This window comes from Nocardia sp. SSK8, assembly GCF_037034205.1.
Taxonomy (GTDB): domain Bacteria; phylum Actinomycetota; class Actinomycetes; order Mycobacteriales; family Mycobacteriaceae; genus Nocardia.
In genome coordinates this window covers 405,696-422,758 of record NZ_JBAGKD010000002.1, presented here as the reverse complement: position 1 = coordinate 422,758, position 17,063 = coordinate 405,696, and the positions used below count along the sequence as shown (strand labels likewise).

At 70.1% G+C, this 17,063-nt stretch carries 18 protein-coding genes; 10 read left to right on the top strand and 8 right to left on the bottom strand.

Going from position 1 to position 17,063, the window contains the following annotated elements:
* A complete protein-coding gene (locus WA675_RS05405; RefSeq protein WP_336082429.1) occupies positions 1-693 on the top strand; it encodes a winged helix-turn-helix transcriptional regulator in 693 nt (230 codons plus the stop codon).
* Between the two features lie 3 nt (positions 694-696).
* Here the strand turns inward: WA675_RS05405 and WA675_RS05400 are convergent, their stop codons facing one another.
* Positions 697-1,254, bottom strand: coding sequence for a hypothetical protein (locus WA675_RS05400; RefSeq protein WP_336082427.1), 558 nt, complete (start codon positions 1,252-1,254; stop codon positions 697-699).
* 103 nt (positions 1,255-1,357) lie between these two features.
* On the opposite strand from WA675_RS05400, the gene WA675_RS05395 reads away from it, so the two are divergent.
* The 5 genes from WA675_RS05395 (at position 1,358) to WA675_RS05375 (ending at position 4,999) form a co-directional block, all read left to right on the top strand.
* A complete protein-coding gene (locus WA675_RS05395; protein ID WP_336082425.1) occupies positions 1,358-1,597 on the top strand; it encodes a hypothetical protein in 240 nt (79 codons plus the stop codon).
* Positions 1,598-1,661: 64 nt separating this feature from the next.
* A complete protein-coding gene (locus WA675_RS05390; RefSeq protein ID WP_336082423.1) occupies positions 1,662-2,867 on the top strand; it encodes a site-specific integrase in 1,206 nt (401 codons plus the stop codon).
* A 49-nt stretch (positions 2,868-2,916) separates the two neighbouring features.
* A complete protein-coding gene (locus WA675_RS05385; RefSeq protein WP_336082421.1) occupies positions 2,917-3,048 on the top strand; it encodes a hypothetical protein in 132 nt (43 codons plus the stop codon).
* Entirely contained in the window at positions 3,045-3,233 is a 189-nt protein-coding gene (locus WA675_RS05380; RefSeq protein ID WP_336082419.1) for a dienelactone hydrolase family protein, read from the top strand. Before WA675_RS05385 ends, WA675_RS05380 begins: the two co-directional genes overlap by 4 nt.
* A gap of 317 nt (positions 3,234-3,550) precedes the next feature.
* A complete protein-coding gene (locus WA675_RS05375; RefSeq protein ID WP_336082417.1) occupies positions 3,551-4,999 on the top strand; it encodes an amidase in 1,449 nt (482 codons plus the stop codon).
* 9 nt (positions 5,000-5,008) lie between these two features.
* Here WA675_RS05375 and WA675_RS05370 read toward each other — a convergent pair whose 3' ends face one another.
* A complete protein-coding gene (locus WA675_RS05370) occupies positions 5,009-5,491 on the bottom strand; it encodes a nitroreductase family deazaflavin-dependent oxidoreductase (RefSeq protein ID WP_336082415.1) in 483 nt (160 codons plus the stop codon).
* Positions 5,492-5,785: 294 nt separating this feature from the next.
* On the opposite strand from WA675_RS05370, the gene WA675_RS05365 reads away from it, so the two are divergent.
* Complete coding sequence (locus WA675_RS05365; RefSeq protein WP_336082414.1) at positions 5,786-7,108, top strand: family 1 glycosylhydrolase; 1,323 nt, start codon at positions 5,786-5,788, stop codon at positions 7,106-7,108.
* A gap of 72 nt (positions 7,109-7,180) precedes the next feature.
* Positions 7,181-7,903, top strand: a complete 723-nt coding sequence (locus WA675_RS05360; RefSeq protein ID WP_336082413.1) for a TetR/AcrR family transcriptional regulator — start codon at positions 7,181-7,183, stop codon at positions 7,901-7,903.
* Positions 7,904-7,910: 7 nt separating this feature from the next.
* On the opposite strand, the gene WA675_RS05355 is transcribed toward WA675_RS05360, so the two are convergent.
* From WA675_RS05355 to WA675_RS05340, 4 genes are all read right to left on the bottom strand, one after another.
* Complete coding sequence (locus tag WA675_RS05355; RefSeq protein ID WP_336082412.1) at positions 7,911-8,909, bottom strand: AurF N-oxygenase family protein; 999 nt, start codon at positions 8,907-8,909, stop codon at positions 7,911-7,913.
* 134 nt (positions 8,910-9,043) lie between these two features.
* The gene (locus WA675_RS05350) at positions 9,044-9,637 is read right to left on the bottom strand and encodes a hypothetical protein (RefSeq protein ID WP_336082411.1); all 594 of its coding nucleotides are present in this window, start codon (positions 9,635-9,637) and stop codon (positions 9,044-9,046) included.
* Positions 9,638-9,690: 53 nt separating this feature from the next.
* On the bottom strand, positions 9,691-10,449 hold the full coding sequence (locus tag WA675_RS05345) for a TetR/AcrR family transcriptional regulator (protein ID WP_336082410.1): 759 nt from the start codon (positions 10,447-10,449) through the stop codon (positions 9,691-9,693).
* 10 nt (positions 10,450-10,459) lie between these two features.
* On the bottom strand, positions 10,460-11,182 hold the full coding sequence (locus WA675_RS05340) for a MerR family transcriptional regulator (RefSeq protein WP_336082409.1): 723 nt from the start codon (positions 11,180-11,182) through the stop codon (positions 10,460-10,462).
* 98 nt (positions 11,183-11,280) lie between these two features.
* On the opposite strand from WA675_RS05340, the gene WA675_RS05335 reads away from it, so the two are divergent.
* Positions 11,281-13,008, top strand: coding sequence for a GMC family oxidoreductase (locus WA675_RS05335; protein ID WP_336082408.1), 1,728 nt, complete (start codon positions 11,281-11,283; stop codon positions 13,006-13,008).
* A 66-nt stretch (positions 13,009-13,074) separates the two neighbouring features.
* Here the strand turns inward: WA675_RS05335 and WA675_RS05330 are convergent, their stop codons facing one another.
* On the bottom strand, positions 13,075-15,144 hold the full coding sequence (locus WA675_RS05330) for an MMPL family transporter (RefSeq protein WP_336082834.1): 2,070 nt from the start codon (positions 15,142-15,144) through the stop codon (positions 13,075-13,077).
* A 78-nt stretch (positions 15,145-15,222) separates the two neighbouring features.
* On the opposite strand from WA675_RS05330, the gene WA675_RS05325 reads away from it, so the two are divergent.
* A complete protein-coding gene (locus WA675_RS05325; RefSeq protein WP_336082407.1) occupies positions 15,223-15,726 on the top strand; it encodes a MarR family winged helix-turn-helix transcriptional regulator in 504 nt (167 codons plus the stop codon).
* On the opposite strand, the gene WA675_RS05320 is transcribed toward WA675_RS05325, so the two are convergent.
* Positions 15,727-16,977 carry a hypothetical protein gene (locus tag WA675_RS05320; protein ID WP_336082406.1) on the bottom strand — a complete coding sequence of 417 codons (1,251 nt, stop codon included), beginning with the start codon at positions 16,975-16,977 and terminating at the stop codon, positions 15,727-15,729.
* Positions 16,978-17,063 lie beyond the last annotated feature (86 nt).

The window sequence follows — 17,063 nt, the reverse complement described above, 5'->3', positions numbered from 1 at the left end:
ATGACAGATCCCACCCCGGCCTATGGCCAGTACTGCCCCATCTCACGCGCCCTCGACGTGCTCGGCGAACGCTGGTCCCTGCTCATCCTGCGCGATCTGTTCCTCGGCACCACCCGCTTCAACGATCTCGCCCGCGGTCTGCCCGGCCTCTCCCGCAGCCTCCTGGCCAAACGCCTGCGCCAATTCGAACGCGCCGGGTTGCTCGACAAGATCGGCCCCGACCACCTGCTCACCGAAGCCGGACGCGACCTCCAACCGATCCTGTTCGGCCTCGGCGCCTGGGGCGCGCGCTGGAGCTTCGGCGCGCCCCGCCAGGACGAACTCGACGCCGCCCTGCTTGTCTGGTGGATGCACCAGCGCCTCGACACCACCGCCCTGCCGGGCAGGCGCCAGGTGCTGCTCATCAGGTTCACCGACGACATCCGCCGCTTCTGGATCGTCATCGAAGCCGGGATCCCGTCGGTGTGCGAGACCGACCCCGGCTATCCCGTCGACATCACCGTCGTCGCCGACGTGGCCGGGCTCTACGAAGTCTGGCTGGGCCGGATGCCGCTCACCCACGCCCAGCGCACCGGCCGCGTGCACTTCCACGGACCGCCCGGGCTGACCCGGCGCATGCCCACGATCCTGCAGCTCAGCCCCATCGCGGGCGCCGTTCGCGAGGCGACGGCACCGGCCGCCCGCGCCTCCTGACCCTCACCCGAGCTCGTCGGCCCGCCCCTCGGCGATCCGCATCGCCCAGCCGTACAACCGCACCGGATCACCCAGCGTCGCGGCGGCCTCGGGCCGCGCCAGCACCCCGGCGGCCGCCGAGAGCAGGTCGTACAAACCCAGGTGCACCCAGTCCCACAGCATGCTGTCGAAGTTGTAGGACATCATCGCCCGCTCGACCCGCTGCCGGATCGCCACGATCTGCGCCGAGGACAACCCCGCACGCTGCAAACGCTGCTCGGTCGCGCGCTCGTGCTCGGGATCGAACCACGTATCCAGGAAGGGTTCCAGCAGGTCGGACCAGATATCGGGGCGGGTCCGCACCGCGATCGCGTTGGCGGTGCAGAAGGCCCGCAGCTCGGTCTCGTCCACGCGGGGAACGAACAGCGTTTCGCCGTGCACGGTGCGGATCTCCGGCGGCCAGCCGCGCGGATCCACATCGCGGATCTCGACCGCCGTGACCACACCCTCCGGATACACGGAAGCGCCCGCGAAAGGGTAGTTCGCGAAGCGGATCTCGCCATCGGCGAGGACGAACAGCATCGATCCATGATCGGTCAGAAATGCCGCGCGGAAAACGTGGCGGTCGTCACTCCGGGGGCTATCATGTTGGCAACGGCCGTAACCAAAACGTTAGGGTTCAGGCATGGTACGTACCGGAGCAGCAACCACCGACCCGGACGAACCGAATGTTCCTCTCCCCCAGCAGCATCCGGCACGTCTCGAACTCGTCGGCACCACGACCGACACCACCGAAACCCCCACCGACACCGTCGACGACCAATTTCCGCGACTCGGCGACACCAGTTTCCTCACCACCGCGGCCCGGCACCGCCTCGCCGCCTACATCCACACCCAGCTCGCCGAACTCGCCGAAATGCCGTGACCACGCCGCCGACGACTAGGATCGACACGTCATCGGCGACACACTGATTCACGACAGGAGGGGCGTGGACGGCGACGCGGCAGTCGTAGTACCCGAACAGGTCCGCACCGAACTGCGCCGGGGAGTGCGCAGCGTCCTCGTCGACCCCGCCGCCCTCCGCCTCGTCCGCGAACGCTTCGACGACCAGCAGGCCGGTGCCCTCGGCCGCTACCTCGAAGCCTCCCAATCGGCCAACACCCTGCGCGCCTACCGCACCGACTGGATCGCCTGGGCGGGCTGGTGCCGGATCGAACACCGCCAGGCCCTGCCCGCCGACCCCCTCGACCTCGCCGTCTACCTGGCCGCCTGCGCCGACGCGCGCCGCGACAACGGCAGCTGGGCCTTCAGCCCCGCCACCCTGGACCGCAAATCCGCCGCCGTCGCCGCCGTGCACGCCGCCAACGGCCTGCCCTCGCCGACCCGCGCCGACGTCGTCCGGCTGACCCTGCGCGGCATCCGCCGCACCCGCCGCACCCCACCGAGCCGCAAACGACCGGTCCTGCTGCACACCCTCGACCAGCTCCTCACCGAACTCCCCGCCCCCGGCTGGCCCACCGAACCCGCCCGCCGCCGCGACCGCCTCGCCCTGCTCATCGGCTTCGCGGGCGCGCTGCGCCGCAGCGAACTCGCCGGACTCCGAATCAGCGACGTACACGTACGCACCGACCACACCACCGGCGAACCCCTCCTGATCGTGCACCTGCCCACGACCAAGACCGACCCCACCGGCGCCGCCGAACAACGCGTCGCCCTGCCCCGCGGCACCCATCCCCGCACCTGCCCGGTCTGCGCCTACGCCGACTGGGTCCGGCTCCTCGAGATCCACGCCGACGGCGGCGCCCCGGCCACCCGCACCTGGACCTCCACAACCCCACCCGCCGACACCGCGATCCACCGCTGCCACGGCTTCACCGGCACCCCACTCAGCACCGACCCCGACCGCCCGCTACTCCCCACCATCAACCGGCACGGCTCCATCGGCGCCACCGCCCTCTCCGGCCGCGCCGTCGCCGAACTCGTCAAACGCTACGCCGCCCGCGCCGGCCTCGACCCCGACCTGTTCTCCGGCCACTCCCTACGCGCCGGGTTCGCCACCCAGGCAGCCCTCGGCGGCGCCAGCGACCGCGAGATCATGCGCCAGGGCCGCTGGGCCAACCCACGCACGGTCCACGGCTACATCCGCACCGCGAATCCCCTCGACGACAACGCGGTCACCAAACTCGGCCTCTGAATCACGTACCGATATCACCGGGTTCGCGCACAGCCGGGAGATTCAGCGAGTGACATCTGTCCGGCCCGGTGGATTCCACGGCGGGCCACTGGTCACCGACACCCCGGACAGTCCGCACCTGACCGTCGGAGACATCACCGCCGAACTGTATTTCGCCCACGCAGCGACGACGACCACATGACTCCGGAGCACATCGCGCAGTTCGACACGGCGCTCGCAACCGCTGACGTCCGCCACCACACCGGGGTCTACGAGGGCGCCCAGCACGGCTTCACCCAGGCCGACACATCCGCCTACGACCCCGAAGCGGCCGCCCGGCACCACCGCGAACTGCTCGCCCTGTTCGACCGCAATCTGCGCCGATAGCACAGGAAACCTGGCGGCGCGATAGCCACAGCGGGCTGGCCGGAATCAGTCGTCCCCCGACCGCGATTCCTGCGCGGGGGCTGGTTGCGGCGGCGACCAGCCCCCGCACGGACACAACATCGCTGCCCCACGAGTCTGTGACAACTCTCCTGTTGTACGAAAAGGCAATTCATGGCGTGCGCGCGTCAATTCGGAGCCGCTGAGCCGTTGACCTGGGAATGGTGACACACAGACACGGACCATTACTCTTTTCGGCCGCTCCACTTGTGAGAACTGACGTTCGATGGCTACCACGGCGGGCAAATAGCGTCGCGTTCATGGAATGGAATCTTCGATCGGCCGAGGACATCGCGGCCGCCTTGCGTGCAGGCGTGGTGACTTCGGTGGAACTGACCGACGAGGCGATCGCCCGCATCGAACGCGACGACTCGGTGATCAACGCGATCTGTGTGCCGGATTTCGAGCGGGCGCGGGCTGCCGCGCACCGTGCCGACCAGGCCCGGGCTCGTGGAGAGGATCGGCCGCTGCTCGGGATTCCGGTGACGGTCAAGGAGTCCTACGACATCGCCGGGCTGCCCACGACCTGGGGCATACCCCAGCACGCGAACCACGTAGCGGCCGAGGACGCGGTTCAGGTTTCGCGGTTGAAGGCCGCGGGGGCGGTGATTCTCGGGAAGACCAATGTGCCGATGACGCTGCGAGATATCCAGAGCTTCAACGACATCTACGGCACCACCAGCAATCCGTGGGATCACCAGCGCACCTCCGGTGGGTCGTCCGGTGGGTCCGCGGCCGCCCTCGCCTCCGGATTCGGCGCCCTCTCGATCGGCTCCGATCTCGCCGGTTCGCTGCGCACCCCCGCGCACTTCTGCGGGATCTACGCCCACAAACCGACACTCGGGCTCGCACCGACCCGGGGCATGGTCGCGCCGCCCGGCCCGGCCCTACCGGTCGACCTCGACCTCGCCGTCGGCGGTCCCATGGCGCGCACTGCCCGCGACCTCACGCTGCTGCTGGACGTGATGATCGGCCCGGACCCGCTGACCCACGGGATCGCCTACGACCTCGCCCTGCCGCCCGCACGCCATGACCGGCTCGCCGACTTCCGCGTGCTGGTGATCGAAGATCATCCGCTCATCCCGACCGGAGCCGCGGTGCGGGCCGGGGTGAATCGGGTCGCCGACGCGCTCGTCGAGGAGGGCGCCCGCGTCGAACGGCACAGTCCGCTGCTCCCGGATCCGACCGAAGCGGCGATGCTCTACATGCAGCTCATGCTGTCGAACGCCGCCGCAGGGCTCCCCATCGAGGTCTACGAACAACTCCGGACCAGCGCCGCCGCGCTGAACCCGAGCGACCGGAGTCTCGGGGCGGCACGCCTACGCGGCATGGTGCTCAGCCACCGCGACTGGGTCCAGGCGAACAACCGCCGCGAATTCCACCGTCATTCCTGGCGGCAGCTCTTCACCGAATTCGATGTCGTGCTCTGCCCCATCACGCCGACACCCGCCTTCCCCCACAACCACGACGGTGGACTGGACGACCGGCACCTCGACATCGACGGCGTCGCGTACCCGTACTTCGACCAGCTCGTGTGGGCCGGGATGGCCACCATGCCCGGCCTCCCCGCCACCGCCATCCCGACCGGGCTGTCCACCGAGGGCCTGCCGGTGGGCGTCCAGCTCATCGGACCGGGGTACGAGGACCGCACCCCGCTGCGACTGGCCGAACTCCTCGAACAGCAGATCGGCGGCTTCCGGGCGCCGTAGCGCGCCGGGTCAGAGGATGCGGTCGAGACGGAAGATGCGGAATTCGCGGCCGCCGGAGCGCTGGAACTCCATCTCGTAGCCGGGCCAGAACTCGACGACCAGGTCCCAGACGCGCTTGCGCTCCACGCCGGTGATCTCGGTGACCGTCACCGGGAAGGACGTGCTGCCGTCGAAGCGGGCCGAGGCGGTGCGGGCCGCGCGCAGGTTCGCCGACCAGGCGGGGTGTTCGGGCCTGCCCCAGTTCGAGCCGACCAGGTAGAAGCCGTCGCCGTCGGGCACACACAGCAGCGAGGTGGTGCGCGGCTGACCCGACTTGCGGCCGACCACGGTGATCTCGATCGAAGGCAGGCCAGCCAGGTCGAGGATGCCCCACCTGCCGCCACTGAGCCTGCGCAACAACCGCTCGGTCGGCAAGACGACGCCGGCCCCACGCATCACCCACGGCTGTTCGGCGAACACCCGCGCAATGCCCGGCAAGGGATTCCACACCATCCTCGAATCCTGGCTCGAGCGAGCCCGTTCCACCCACTCACAAGCCATACCTGAGAGGCAACTCACCCTCTCCCCTCCTTGCTGGGAGCGTCGTAGTGGTGAGGACATGATCGAAGCTGTTGTTGCGGGGTTGGAAGGTGTGCTTACATATATAGATGCGCATATCTACGTATGGCGATGCTATTTTGATGGCTGCTCCAACTGACGCCGCGCCCGGGTTTCTTCCCCCGCTCTCGCTGCCCGATACCGCACACTGAAGTGCACTCCCCCGTCCTTCGAGCTGCCAGGAGTGTCATGCCCTCCCCCAGTGGTCGCCGCCTCCTCGTCACGGTCGCCCTGACCGCCGCGGCGCTTCTCACCACCAGCACCTCCCCCGCACTCGCCCGGCCACCCGCGCCAGCACACCTCGCCCCGATGCCGCCCGAATTCCTCTGGGGCGTGGCCGCTTCCGGCTTCCAGGCCGAAGGCGACGCGCCGGACAGCAATTGGCGCCGCTACGCCGAGTCGGGCGACACCGAGGACCCGTATCTGAACTCGGTGGACTTCCGCGACCGGTTCCGCTCCGATATCGCGCTCGCCGCCGACCTCGGCGTCCGCGTCTACCGCATCGGCATCGAATGGGCGCGGGTCCAACCACAACCCGGAGTCTGGGACGAGGACGGCCTCGCCTTCTACGACGCGGTGATCGGCGCGATCACCGCCGCGGGTATGCGCCCGATGCTCACCCTCGACCACTGGGTCTACCCGGGCTGGGCCGCGGATCGGGGCGGTTGGCGCGATCCGGAGATCGTGGCGCACTGGCTGGCCAACGCGCGGCACGTGGTGGATCGCTTCGCCGGGACGGACCCACTGTGGGTGAGTTTCAACGAACCCACGATGTATCTGGTCAACGAGCTGCGCCACGGCGGCATCGGCGCGGCCGACCTGCCGGTGGTGGCGGCGCGGATCGCCCAGGCGCACAACGAGATCTATGACTACATCCACGCGGTCCAGCCGGACGCCCTGGTCACCAGCAATGTCGCCTACATCCCGGCGGTCGACGACGCGATCAGCGGGGCGCTGCTGGACCGGATGACGCCGCGACTGGACTACATCGGCATCGACTACTACTACGGCGTCTCCCCCACCGACCTCCAGATCCCCGATTTCGACCGGCTCTGGACCATGCCGCTGCAGGCCGAAGGCATCTATTACGCACTCGACCACTACGCGCGCAAGTTCCCCGGCAAACCGCTCTACATCGTCGAGAACGGCATTCCCACCGACAACGGCCTGCCCCGGGCCGACGGCTACACCCGGGCCGACTCGCTGCGCGACACGGTGTACTGGCTGCAGCGGGCCGTCGCCGACGGCATCCCGGTGATCGGCTACAACTACTGGAGCCTCACCGACAACTACGAATGGGGTTCCTACTCGGCACGTTTCGGCCTCTACACCGTCGACGTGCTCACCGACCCGACCCTGACCCGCAGACCGACCGACGCGGTCGCGGCCTACCGGCAGATCACCGGCGCCAACGGCGTCGCCCCGGACTACCGGCCCACCCGGCCGGTCGCGGTGTGCTCGCTGGTGGACGGTCCGCGCAGCTGTGCGGACCCGGTGACGCTGCCCCGCTAGCCGAGGGCGAGAACCACCCCGGCCGACGTCGATCGGGAATCCGGCACCCGGGTGTCCTCTACACTCGGGCGGATGTCGAGCACAACGTCACGCCAGAGCGGTGCCGTGAGTGGCAGGCAAGCCCGGTGGCAGCCGCACAACGACAGCCGCCGTGAGCGCATCGTGCTGTCGGCCATCGAGTTGCTCGAGCAGGCGCCCGTGGGGGCCGAGGTGTCGATCGTGCAGATCGCCGAGAACGCCGGACTCGCCAAATCGGTGGTGTACCGGCAATTCGCCGGTCGCGACGAACTGGACCGCCGCATCCGCAGCGAGATCGCCGACCGTTTCGCCGCCGATATCGAAGACGCCCTCGATATCGGCGACGGCTCGATCCACCAGATCCTGGTGCGCACCGTCGGTGGCGTGGTCACCTGGATCCAGGATCATCCGCGGCTGCACGAGTTCCTGCGCACCGGCCCGTCCGAGGCCGATACCGACGTGGACGCGATGAATGCCCTCATCGCCTCCATCGCCGCCTCGACCCGGGCGCTGGTGACCGGCCTGGCGGGGGTGGTCGGCGTGGCCGACGACGGCTCGGCCGACACGATGACCTTCGCCATCGTATCGATGACCGAGGCGACCGTCACCCGCTGGGCCAACGACCCGGACCCGGTGCTCACCCGCGAGCAGCTGATCGAGGAAGTCGCCGACTACGCGTGGCACGTCGTCGACGGTGTCGCCCGGCGCCACGGGCTCACCCTCGACGCCGAGCAGCCGCTCACGACCGTCCTCACCCAGCTGATGTCGAACAACTGACCCGCGCTCAGGCGGCGCGGTGGCCGTGCCGTTCGGGCTCACTGCGGTAGCGCGAGATGGGACCGTCCACGCCGAGCGCCTTCCACAGACGCTTGGCCACCGGGTTCATCAGGCCGAGATCGTCGGCGAGCTTGCGCATGTCGCCGAAGTAGCCCGACAGGATCCGCTGCGAATGCTCGGACTTCCAGAAGGCCTGCTCGATCACCTCGCGCGGAATATCGAACTCCCGCCCGAACGACCGCGGCGGTGCCATGATCTCCCCCGCCAGCCAGCGCATCGCGATCGGGAACGCCACCGAACACGCGGCACGGTTGACCTTGCCCATCCGCGCCACGTGCACCGCGAGGAACTCACCGGCGAAGGAGATGTGGCGGGCCTCCTCGGCGATGTGGATCTGCATGGTGCGCAACACCACCGGGGGCATCCGCTCGCCCTCGCGGATCACCGCCTTCTGGTAGTGATCGATCGGTTCCTCGCCGCCGAGGATGCCGATGAACAGGATCGCGTAGGCATAGCCGCCCGCCACCCCGATGAACGGCGAGAGTGCCCGGAACAGCGGGCGCATGCCCGGCACGTCCACCCCGATCCGGTTCACCAGCTCCTGGAACATCTGGATGTGGTTGCACTCTTCGGTCATCTCGTGCATGCAGTACCGGAACTCCGGCGAGCCGTTGGGCAGCTTCATCGCGTACTGCATCATCCCGCGGATGAGGATGCTCTCGAACGCGGCACCGACCTTGATGGCATTGGCGGTGCGCCACTTGCCGATCGCGATCTGCCGCTCGAGCGGCTGGTCGCGATACCACTGGGTGGCGCCCAGCGGATCGACCTCGGGGGACAGTGCCCACCGCTCGTCGTTCGGGTCGATGGCGAGCTCGGGCGAATCCCAATCAATGTCGAGGTAAGGATCGAAATGCCGGTCCACCGACCCCTGGGACAGGGTCGTCAGCGCATCTCGGTACTCCTCGGTGATGAGTCCGCCACGGCTCGATTCGGTCAGCGTCATCGGTGCCTCCTCGGTTCGCGTCCGGTGGGCGCGGCACGCTGTTAGCGCCGTCACACCGGTTGATCCGAGAATAACTGAGACTTCGGGTCCCAGACAACCCCTGGCGCCCGGCGAGTCCGCATCGAGATGTCGCGCTATTCGACGAGCAGAACCACCAGCTGACGCGCCATTTCGGCATCACCGGGACCGCCGAGCCAGACCAGGGGGCGGCGCGGATCCAGCCGGTCCAGCGCGTCGGGCAGGGAACCGAAGACGTGGTCGGCGCGCACCACGCACACCTGGGGCACCACCTCCGACACCGCGGGCGCGCCGTCGGCGTCCAGGGCGAGCGATCCGCTCGAGGCGTCGCCCGCGACCGCGTCACGGACCACGGCGTCGCCGGTGCCGTCCGTGGCGGCGCCGCCGTGCACGACCTCGTGTCCGGGCGCGCTGGCCCAGTGGTCCAGCCAGGCCGGGCCCGGTTCGACCGCGGCCAGCACCGAGGTCACGCTCATCCCGTAGAGCACGTCGGCCACGGCGGCGGGCAGACCGGCCAGGTCGACGGTGCGGACCAGCGAGCCGTGCGCGCGCAGGCGCTCGGCGAAGCGGGCCAGCACGGCGGCGCGTTCGGCGGGGTCGACCTGGGCGGCGGCGCCGCGGGACCGCCGCATGGGCACCCGGCGCTCGTCGTCGGGTAGGTCGAGCAGCCCGTCGCGGACGCGGCGCAAGATCTCCTCGCGAGAATTCACTCGGGCACTTCCGTTCAGGGGCGACCTCGATCGCCGGTTCTTACCTTTCCCCGCTACCGTACCGATCGGTCCGCTGTATCCGGAATCACCTCACCGCTCCTGCCGTCCGACGGGAATCCGAGCAGGTGACACAGCTGATCGAGCTGCAGGTCGAACACCTCGGTCCGGTCGGCGAACGTGTCGGCGCCGTACATGTCGAACACGTCGAAATTCACCGCGCCGAACAGCGTCGTCCAGACCGTCAGCACCGAGACCATCAGCCCGTCGGGCACGGCCAGGGCGAACTGCTCGCGGATGTTCGCGAAATCGGCGGCCGTGCGCGCGGAGATCGCGGGCGTGGACGTGGGGACGGTGAGCATGCCCGCGCGGTGGGCGTCGTCGATGATGCGCAGCAGCACCCCGATCACCCGGATGCCGGGTGCGACGGTGTCGGCCGAGGGCGCGGCGTAGCCGGGCACCGGGGAACCGTAGAGCAGGCCGTACCAGGCCGGTTCGGCCAGCGCCCACCGCCGCACGGCGTGCGCGGCGAGACGGAAGCGGGTGGCCGGGTCGGCCGGGGCCTGGGCCAGGGCGGCGTCGACCGCGTCACCGAGGGCGTTGTAGCCGTCGACCACGAGCAAGGTGAGCAGCTCGTCGCGGCTGCGCACGTACCGGTACACCGCCGAGGACACCATGCCCAGGTCGCGGGCCACCGCGCGTAACGACAGCGCCGCGGCGCCCTGCGAGGCCAGGTGCTCGCGGCCGATGCGCTTGATCTCGGCGATGGTCTGGGCGCGGGCCTGGGCGCGCGGCCCGGGTCGGTCGGTGCTCATTCCCCGATCATCACCCACCGGTGGCACCGGACAGATCGCGGCGTTCGGCCGTGTCGTCCTCGCCTGCGGCGCGCTGGATCTCCGCGGCGAAGGTGGCGCCCGCGACGCCCCAGGCCATGGCGAGCAGCCGGTCGCGGAAGCGGTCCAGGTCGACGCCCACACTCTCGCCGCCGTAGCCGCCCGCCCCGGCGGCCTCCCGGACCGTGCGCACCACGTCGTCGGCGAGACCGGCGATCCGGTCCTGGATCAGGGTGCGCAGCACGCCGCTCAGGGCGATATCGATACCCACGTCGTAGAGCACAAGGGCGGCCTCGAGCATGGTGCGGTCGTGGACGAGCCAGTGCTCGCCGCGCCGCTCGAGATAGCCCGCGGCGACCAGTTCGGCGCGCACGTCGGCGTCGCGGTCGACCAGCAGGGTGACCAGTTCGGTGTCGTCGACCACGGCCGCGTGGGCCTCGGCCGGGCCGACCCGGGGGTCGAACAGCGAGCGCCAGTCGCCGGTGGCACCCGGCTGCGGGTCGGCGTCGAACACCTCGCGGATGGCCTCGAGCCGCAGCCCGCGCGCCTGCATGGCGACGATGTCGCGCAGGCGGTCCAGATGGTCGTCGGTGTACACCACTTCCTTGCCCGCGCGGCCGGGCTTGGGCAGCAGTCCGAGCGAGTGGTAGTAGCGGATCGTGCGCGCCGCGACGCCGCTGACGTCGGCGAGTTCGGCACGGGTGTATCGGGGCACGCGACCAGCATAGAGCGCAGGGTTACCTACGTTGACAGTCCAAACTGTCGGCGTTAGCGTTACCGGCGTCACTGTTGACACGACCGAGGAGCTCCTCTATGTCCGAGCGGACCACCGATTTCGACGTCCTGATCGTCGGCTCAGGATTCGGTGGCAGTGTCACCGCGCTGCGACTGGTCGAAAAGGGCTACAAGGTCGGCATTCTCGAGGCGGGCCGCCGCTTCGCCGACCACGAGCTGCCCAAGACCAGCTGGGATCTGCGCAAGTTCATCTGGGCGCCCAAGCTCGGCTGTTTCGGCATCCAGCGCATCCACCCGCTGCGCGATGTGCTCATTCTCGGCGGCGCCGGGGTCGGCGGTGGCTCGCTGAACTACGCCAACACCCTCTACGTCCCGCCGGAGCCGTTCTTCCGCGACGCCCAGTGGCGCGACATCACCGACTGGCGCGAGGAACTCACCCCCTACTACGAGCGCGCCAAGAAGATGCTCGGTGTCGTCCAGAACCCGCACATGACCCCCGCCGACGAGATCTTCAAGTCCGTCGCCGAGGACATGGGCGTCGGTGACACCTTCGTGCAGACCCCGGTCGGCGTGTTCTTCGGCGAGCCCGGCAAGACCGTGGACGACCCCTACTTCGGCGGTGTCGGCCCGCAGCGCACCGGCTGTGTCGAATGCGGCGACTGCATGGTCGGCTGCAAGTTCGGCGCCAAGAACACTCTGGTGAAGAACTACCTGTACCTCGCCGAACAGGCGGGCGCGCAGGTGATTCCGATGACCACCGTGTCCGCGCTCCGCCCGCTGCCCGACGGCTCCTGGGATGTCGCGACCGAGCGCACCGGCGCCTGGGTCCGCAAGGATCCCAAGACCTACACGGCCAAGCAGGTCGTGCTGGCCGCGGGCACGCTCGGCACCCAGAAGTTGCTGCACGCCATGCGGGACGAGGGCGCGTTGCCGAACCTCTCCGACAAGCTGGGCCTGCTGACCCGCACCAACTCCGAGTCCATCGTCGGCGCGGCCACCAAGACGCTGGCGCCGGGCCAGGACTTCACCAAGGGCGTGGCGATCACCTCCTCGATCCACCCCACCCCCGACACCCACGTGGAGCCGGTGCGCTACGGCAAGGGCTCCAACGCGATGGGCCTGATGCAGACCCTGATGGTCGACGGTGGCGGCAAGATCCCGCGCTGGCTGCGCTTCCTGGGCATCGTGCTGCTGCACCCGCTGCTCATGCTGCGCTTCCTCAGCGTGAAGAACTGGAGCGAGCGGACCATCATCTCGCTGGTCATGCAGCACCTGGACAACTCGATCACCACCTACACCAAGCGCGGCCTGTTCGGCGGGCGCAAGCTGACCTCCAAGCAGGGTCATGGTGAGCCGAATCCGACCTGGATCCCCGCGGGCAACGATGTCACCCGCCGGGTGGCGGAGAAGATCGGCGGCGTCGCGGGTGGTACCTGGGGCGAGGTGTTCAATGTCCCGCTCACCGCCCACTTCCTGGGTGGCGCGGCCATCGGCGCCGACCGTGAGCACGGCGTGATCGACGCCTACCACCGCGTGTTCGGGTATCCGACGCTGAGCGTGGTCGACGGTGCGGCCGTGTCGGCGAACCTGGGCGTGAACCCGTCGCTGACCATCACCGCGCAGGCCGAGCGCGCCGCCGCCTACTGGCCCAACAAGGGCGAGGTCGACACCCGGCCCGAGCAGAGCGCCGGGTACTCCCGGATCGCGCCGGTCGCCCCGGTGCGGCCGGTGGTGCCCGCCGGTGCGCCCGCCGCGCTGGTGTTGCCGATCGTGGAGATCCGCAGTGCGGAGAAGTCGGCGGGCTGACCCACCGTCCAGGGAGCCCCGGAACCCGGTGTCATACCGGCTTCCGGGGCTTTCGGCATTCCGGGGTCAGCCGGAGACCGGTTGCGCCGCCGCTGTTCTCACCGGCCACCAGACCTTGTCGCCGAGCAGCGCGAACAGCGCCGGGACCACCAGGGTGCGGACCACGAAGGTGTCCAGGAGGATGCCGATGCCCACGACGATGCCCAGCTGGGTGAGCGTGATCAGCGGCAGCACGCCGAGCACACAGAACACCGCCGCCAGCACCACCCCGGCGCTGGTGATCACCGCGCCGGTGGAGGCGACCGCGCGCACCATGCCGCGGGTGGTGCCGCGGGTGTCGGCCTCCTCGCGCGCCCTGGTGACCAGGAAGATCGTGTAGTCCACGCCGAGGGCGACCAGGAACAGGAAGCCGAACAGCGGCACATTGGTGTCCAGCGCCGGGAAGCCGAAGACCGCGCCGCTCACCCAGCTGCCCGCGCCGAGCGCGGCGAGCGCGCTGAGCACCGTCACGCCGACGAGCAGCAGCGCGGCGGGGGCCGCCCGCAACAGCACGAGCAGGACCACCAGGACGACAGCCAGGATGAGCGGGATGACCAGCGCCTGGTCCCGCCGCGCGGCGTCGCGGATGTCGAGTGCCTCGGCATCCGATCCACCCACCAGCGCGTCGGCCCCCGGCACCGTGCCCACCGCGTCGCGGATTCGTTCGATGGTGGCGAACGCCGCCGCCGAACCGGGTTCGGCGTCCAGCACCACCGACCAGCGGGTGGTTCCCGCCTCGGATGTGCCGGTGACGGTGGCTCGGGAAATCCCGTCCACGCCATCGAGTTCTGTCTGGATGGCCGCGGTGGTGGCGGAGGTCGCGATCACCACGGCGGGATCGGCGGCACCGGAGGGAAAGTGCGCGGCCAGGGTGCGCAGACCGTCGACGGATTCGGCCTCGACCCGGAACTGCTCGGTGCGCGAGAGCCCGATATCGGTGGCGGCCAGCCCGGTCGCCAGGATCAGCAGGACCGCGCCAGCCGCACCAGCGACTACCGCCGGGCGGTGGACCACCCGGGTGGCCACGGCCGCCCAGATGCCGTGCTCGGCCGGATCCACCCCGTCCGCGACCGGGACGAACGGCCAGAAGACCCGTCGTCCGCACAGGGCGAGCGCGGGCGGGAGCGCCGTGAGCACGAAGATCAGGGCCACGACGAGACCGGCCGCGGCGAAGGCGCCGAGACTGCGGGTGTTGGGCAGCAGGGCGAGCAGCAGGGTCAGCAGGGCCAGGACGACGGTGACATTGCTGGCCACGATGGCGGGCGCGGCATGCCGGACCGCCGCCCGCAGGGCGAGCCGGTGGTCGGTGTGCCGATGCAGTTCGTCGCGGTAGCGCGAGACCAGCAGCAGCGCGTAGTTCGTTCCGGCGCCGAACACCAGCACGCTGGTGATGCCCGCGGTCGACCCGTCGAAGGTCAGGCCGGTGAGCTGTGCCAGGGCGGTACCCACGCTGGTGGCGACGCGGTCGGCCAGGCCGACGACCGTCAGCGGGACCAGCCACAGCACCGGGGAGCGGTAGGTGAGGATGAGCAGCGCCATCACCACCAGCGCGGTGACCAGCAGGAGCAGGGTGTTCGCGCCGGAGAAGGAGTCGGCGATGTCGGCACCGAAGGCGGGGCCGCCGGTCACCTGCACGCGCAGGTCGTCCGGCAGGCCGGTGCTGACGGCGGTGCGGAGTTCACCGATGCGATCGGTGAGCGCGAATCCGTTGAGGTCGGCCGACACCGGGAGCTGGGCCAGGGCCGCACGACCGTCGGGGGCGGGCACGAGTCCGCCCGTGGGGGCACCCGCCCGCTCCAGCGCGGATGCCAATGCCGTGAGATCGGCCGGGGTCAGTGGGCCGTCGTCGGCGCGGGTCGCGACGACGATCGCCGCCGACTCCCCCGCTCCCGGGAAACGCTCCGCGGCCGTGGCGGCCCGGGCCGATTCCGCCGAGGACGGCAGCGAGACCGGCGCCTGTCCGGCGCTGTCGTTGACCCCGGCCAGCGCCATCACCGCCACCGCGGCGGCCAGTACCGCCAGCAGCACCGCCCACGATCGCCGCCCGGTGACCAGCCGGGCGAACCGGTCCCATCCTTGCCCGTCGCGCACTCGCATCACGCGGTGGACTATTTCAGATACTTAACTAATCGGCAAGACCGGTTAAGCTCGCAGCCGGACCGAGAGGAGACGCGCGTGGACGCCGCGAATACCGAGCCCACCGTCGACCGGACGGAGCTGGAAACCGAGATCGCCCGTGATCTGCGGGCGCTCTCGGCGATCTCCGAGCAGATCGGGCACGTCTTCGCGCACTCGAACAGGCTGCGCCCGAACGATTTCCGCGCGCTGACGCACGTCGCGACCGCGCAGGCCGAAGGGACACCGCTCACCGCGGGTCAGCTCAGCAAGCTCATGGGTGTCTCCGCGCCCGCGGTCACCTATCTGCTCGAGCGGATGATCGAGTCCGGTCATCTCGAGCGCGTCCCCGATCCCACCGACCGGCGGCGCGTGCACCTCGGCTACACCGAGCACGGCATGACGGTGGCCGCCGGATTCTTCGGCCCGCTCAGCGCGCGCACACGCGCGGCGCTGGCCGAGCTGCCCGATGCCGACCTCACGGCCGCGCACCGGGTCTTCGTCGGGGTCACCGCAGCGCTGCGCGAGTTCTACGGCGAGCTGCCCGCGAGCACGCCCGAGTAGCTACACCAGACGCAGGCTGTCGAGCATCGCCCTGGCCTGCTCGCGCGGGAGTTCGCCGTCGGTCCCCCGGTCGATGAGTACGGCCAGCGCCAGCACGGTGCCCGCCGCATTGCGGAAGGCGAAGGAGTAGACGGAGTAGGAGTTCGCGGTGCAGCCGGGGGCCGAGGGCGCCCACGGTCCGCCACCCTCGACGAATTGCCCGGTGACGCCGCTCGCGGTGGTCAGGCTGGTCGGGATGGTCCGGCCGTGGTGGGTGGAGCTCGAGTAGCCGCCCTCGGCGGCGATGGTGGCGGCCGTGGTCGCGGCCTCCGCCAGATCGGTCTCGTCGACGGTGGTGACACCGGCCAGGCCCCGGTACGCCGAACCCGGGCAGTAGTTCTCGCCCTCGTAGGTGCGGCCGCGCCCGGAGATGCTGCCGCTGAGGCTGTAGAAGTCCATCGTGTCCGAGGCCGAGGCGATGGTCCAGCTCGCGGGCACGTCGTAGGCGACGCGGTAGCTGGGGATGAGCACGCCCTGGGAACCCGGGGTGACCGGCGCGGTGGTGGTTCCGGTCAGGGGCGCGGTGGTGGTGACCGTCGTACTGGCGGCGACAGTGGATTCAGCGGAGTCCTTGGAACCGACGACCACAGCGATGGTGACCACGACGACGAGCGCCACGACCACCCCGACCACGGCGACGATCACCCCGGCGCCACCCTTGCGCGGGCCCTGCGGCTGCTGGGGCGCATAGCCGTACGGCTGCTGACCATAGGCGGGCTGCCCGTACGGCTGCCCACCGAAAGGCTGCTGGCCGTACCCGCCCTGATAGCCCGGATAACCTTGCGGAGCCACCGGCTGGGCGAACTGCCCCGACCCGGCAGGCGGCGGGGCCATCGGCTGCGGCGTCTGGCCCGCGCCGTACAGCATCGTCGAATTGGCACCGGACTGATCCGGCGGCGGGAAGCCCGGTTGCGCGAACTGCCCCGGCCCCGCGGGTGGCGTCATCGGCTGGGGTGCTTGGCCCGCCCCGTACAGCACAGTCGAATTCGCCCCCGGCTGCTCGCCGGGCGGCGGTGGGACGGCGGGCTGAGCGAACTGGCCCGACCCGGCGGGCGGGGGTGCCGCCGGTTGCGGTGTCTGGCCCGCACCGTACAGGACGGTCGAGTTCGCGCCGGGTTGCTCGCCGGAGGGCGGGGTGGTTCCTGGTTGCTGTTCCGGCGGCTGCCCCGAGAAACCGGGCGCTTCCCACCACCGATCGACATTGTCCGCCACGAGCCGTCCTCCTCCTCACCCGGCCGACGACACGTCCGGCCAGGTCCCTCCCAGACTAACGGCGCGGCACGCGAGGGGATCCTCCG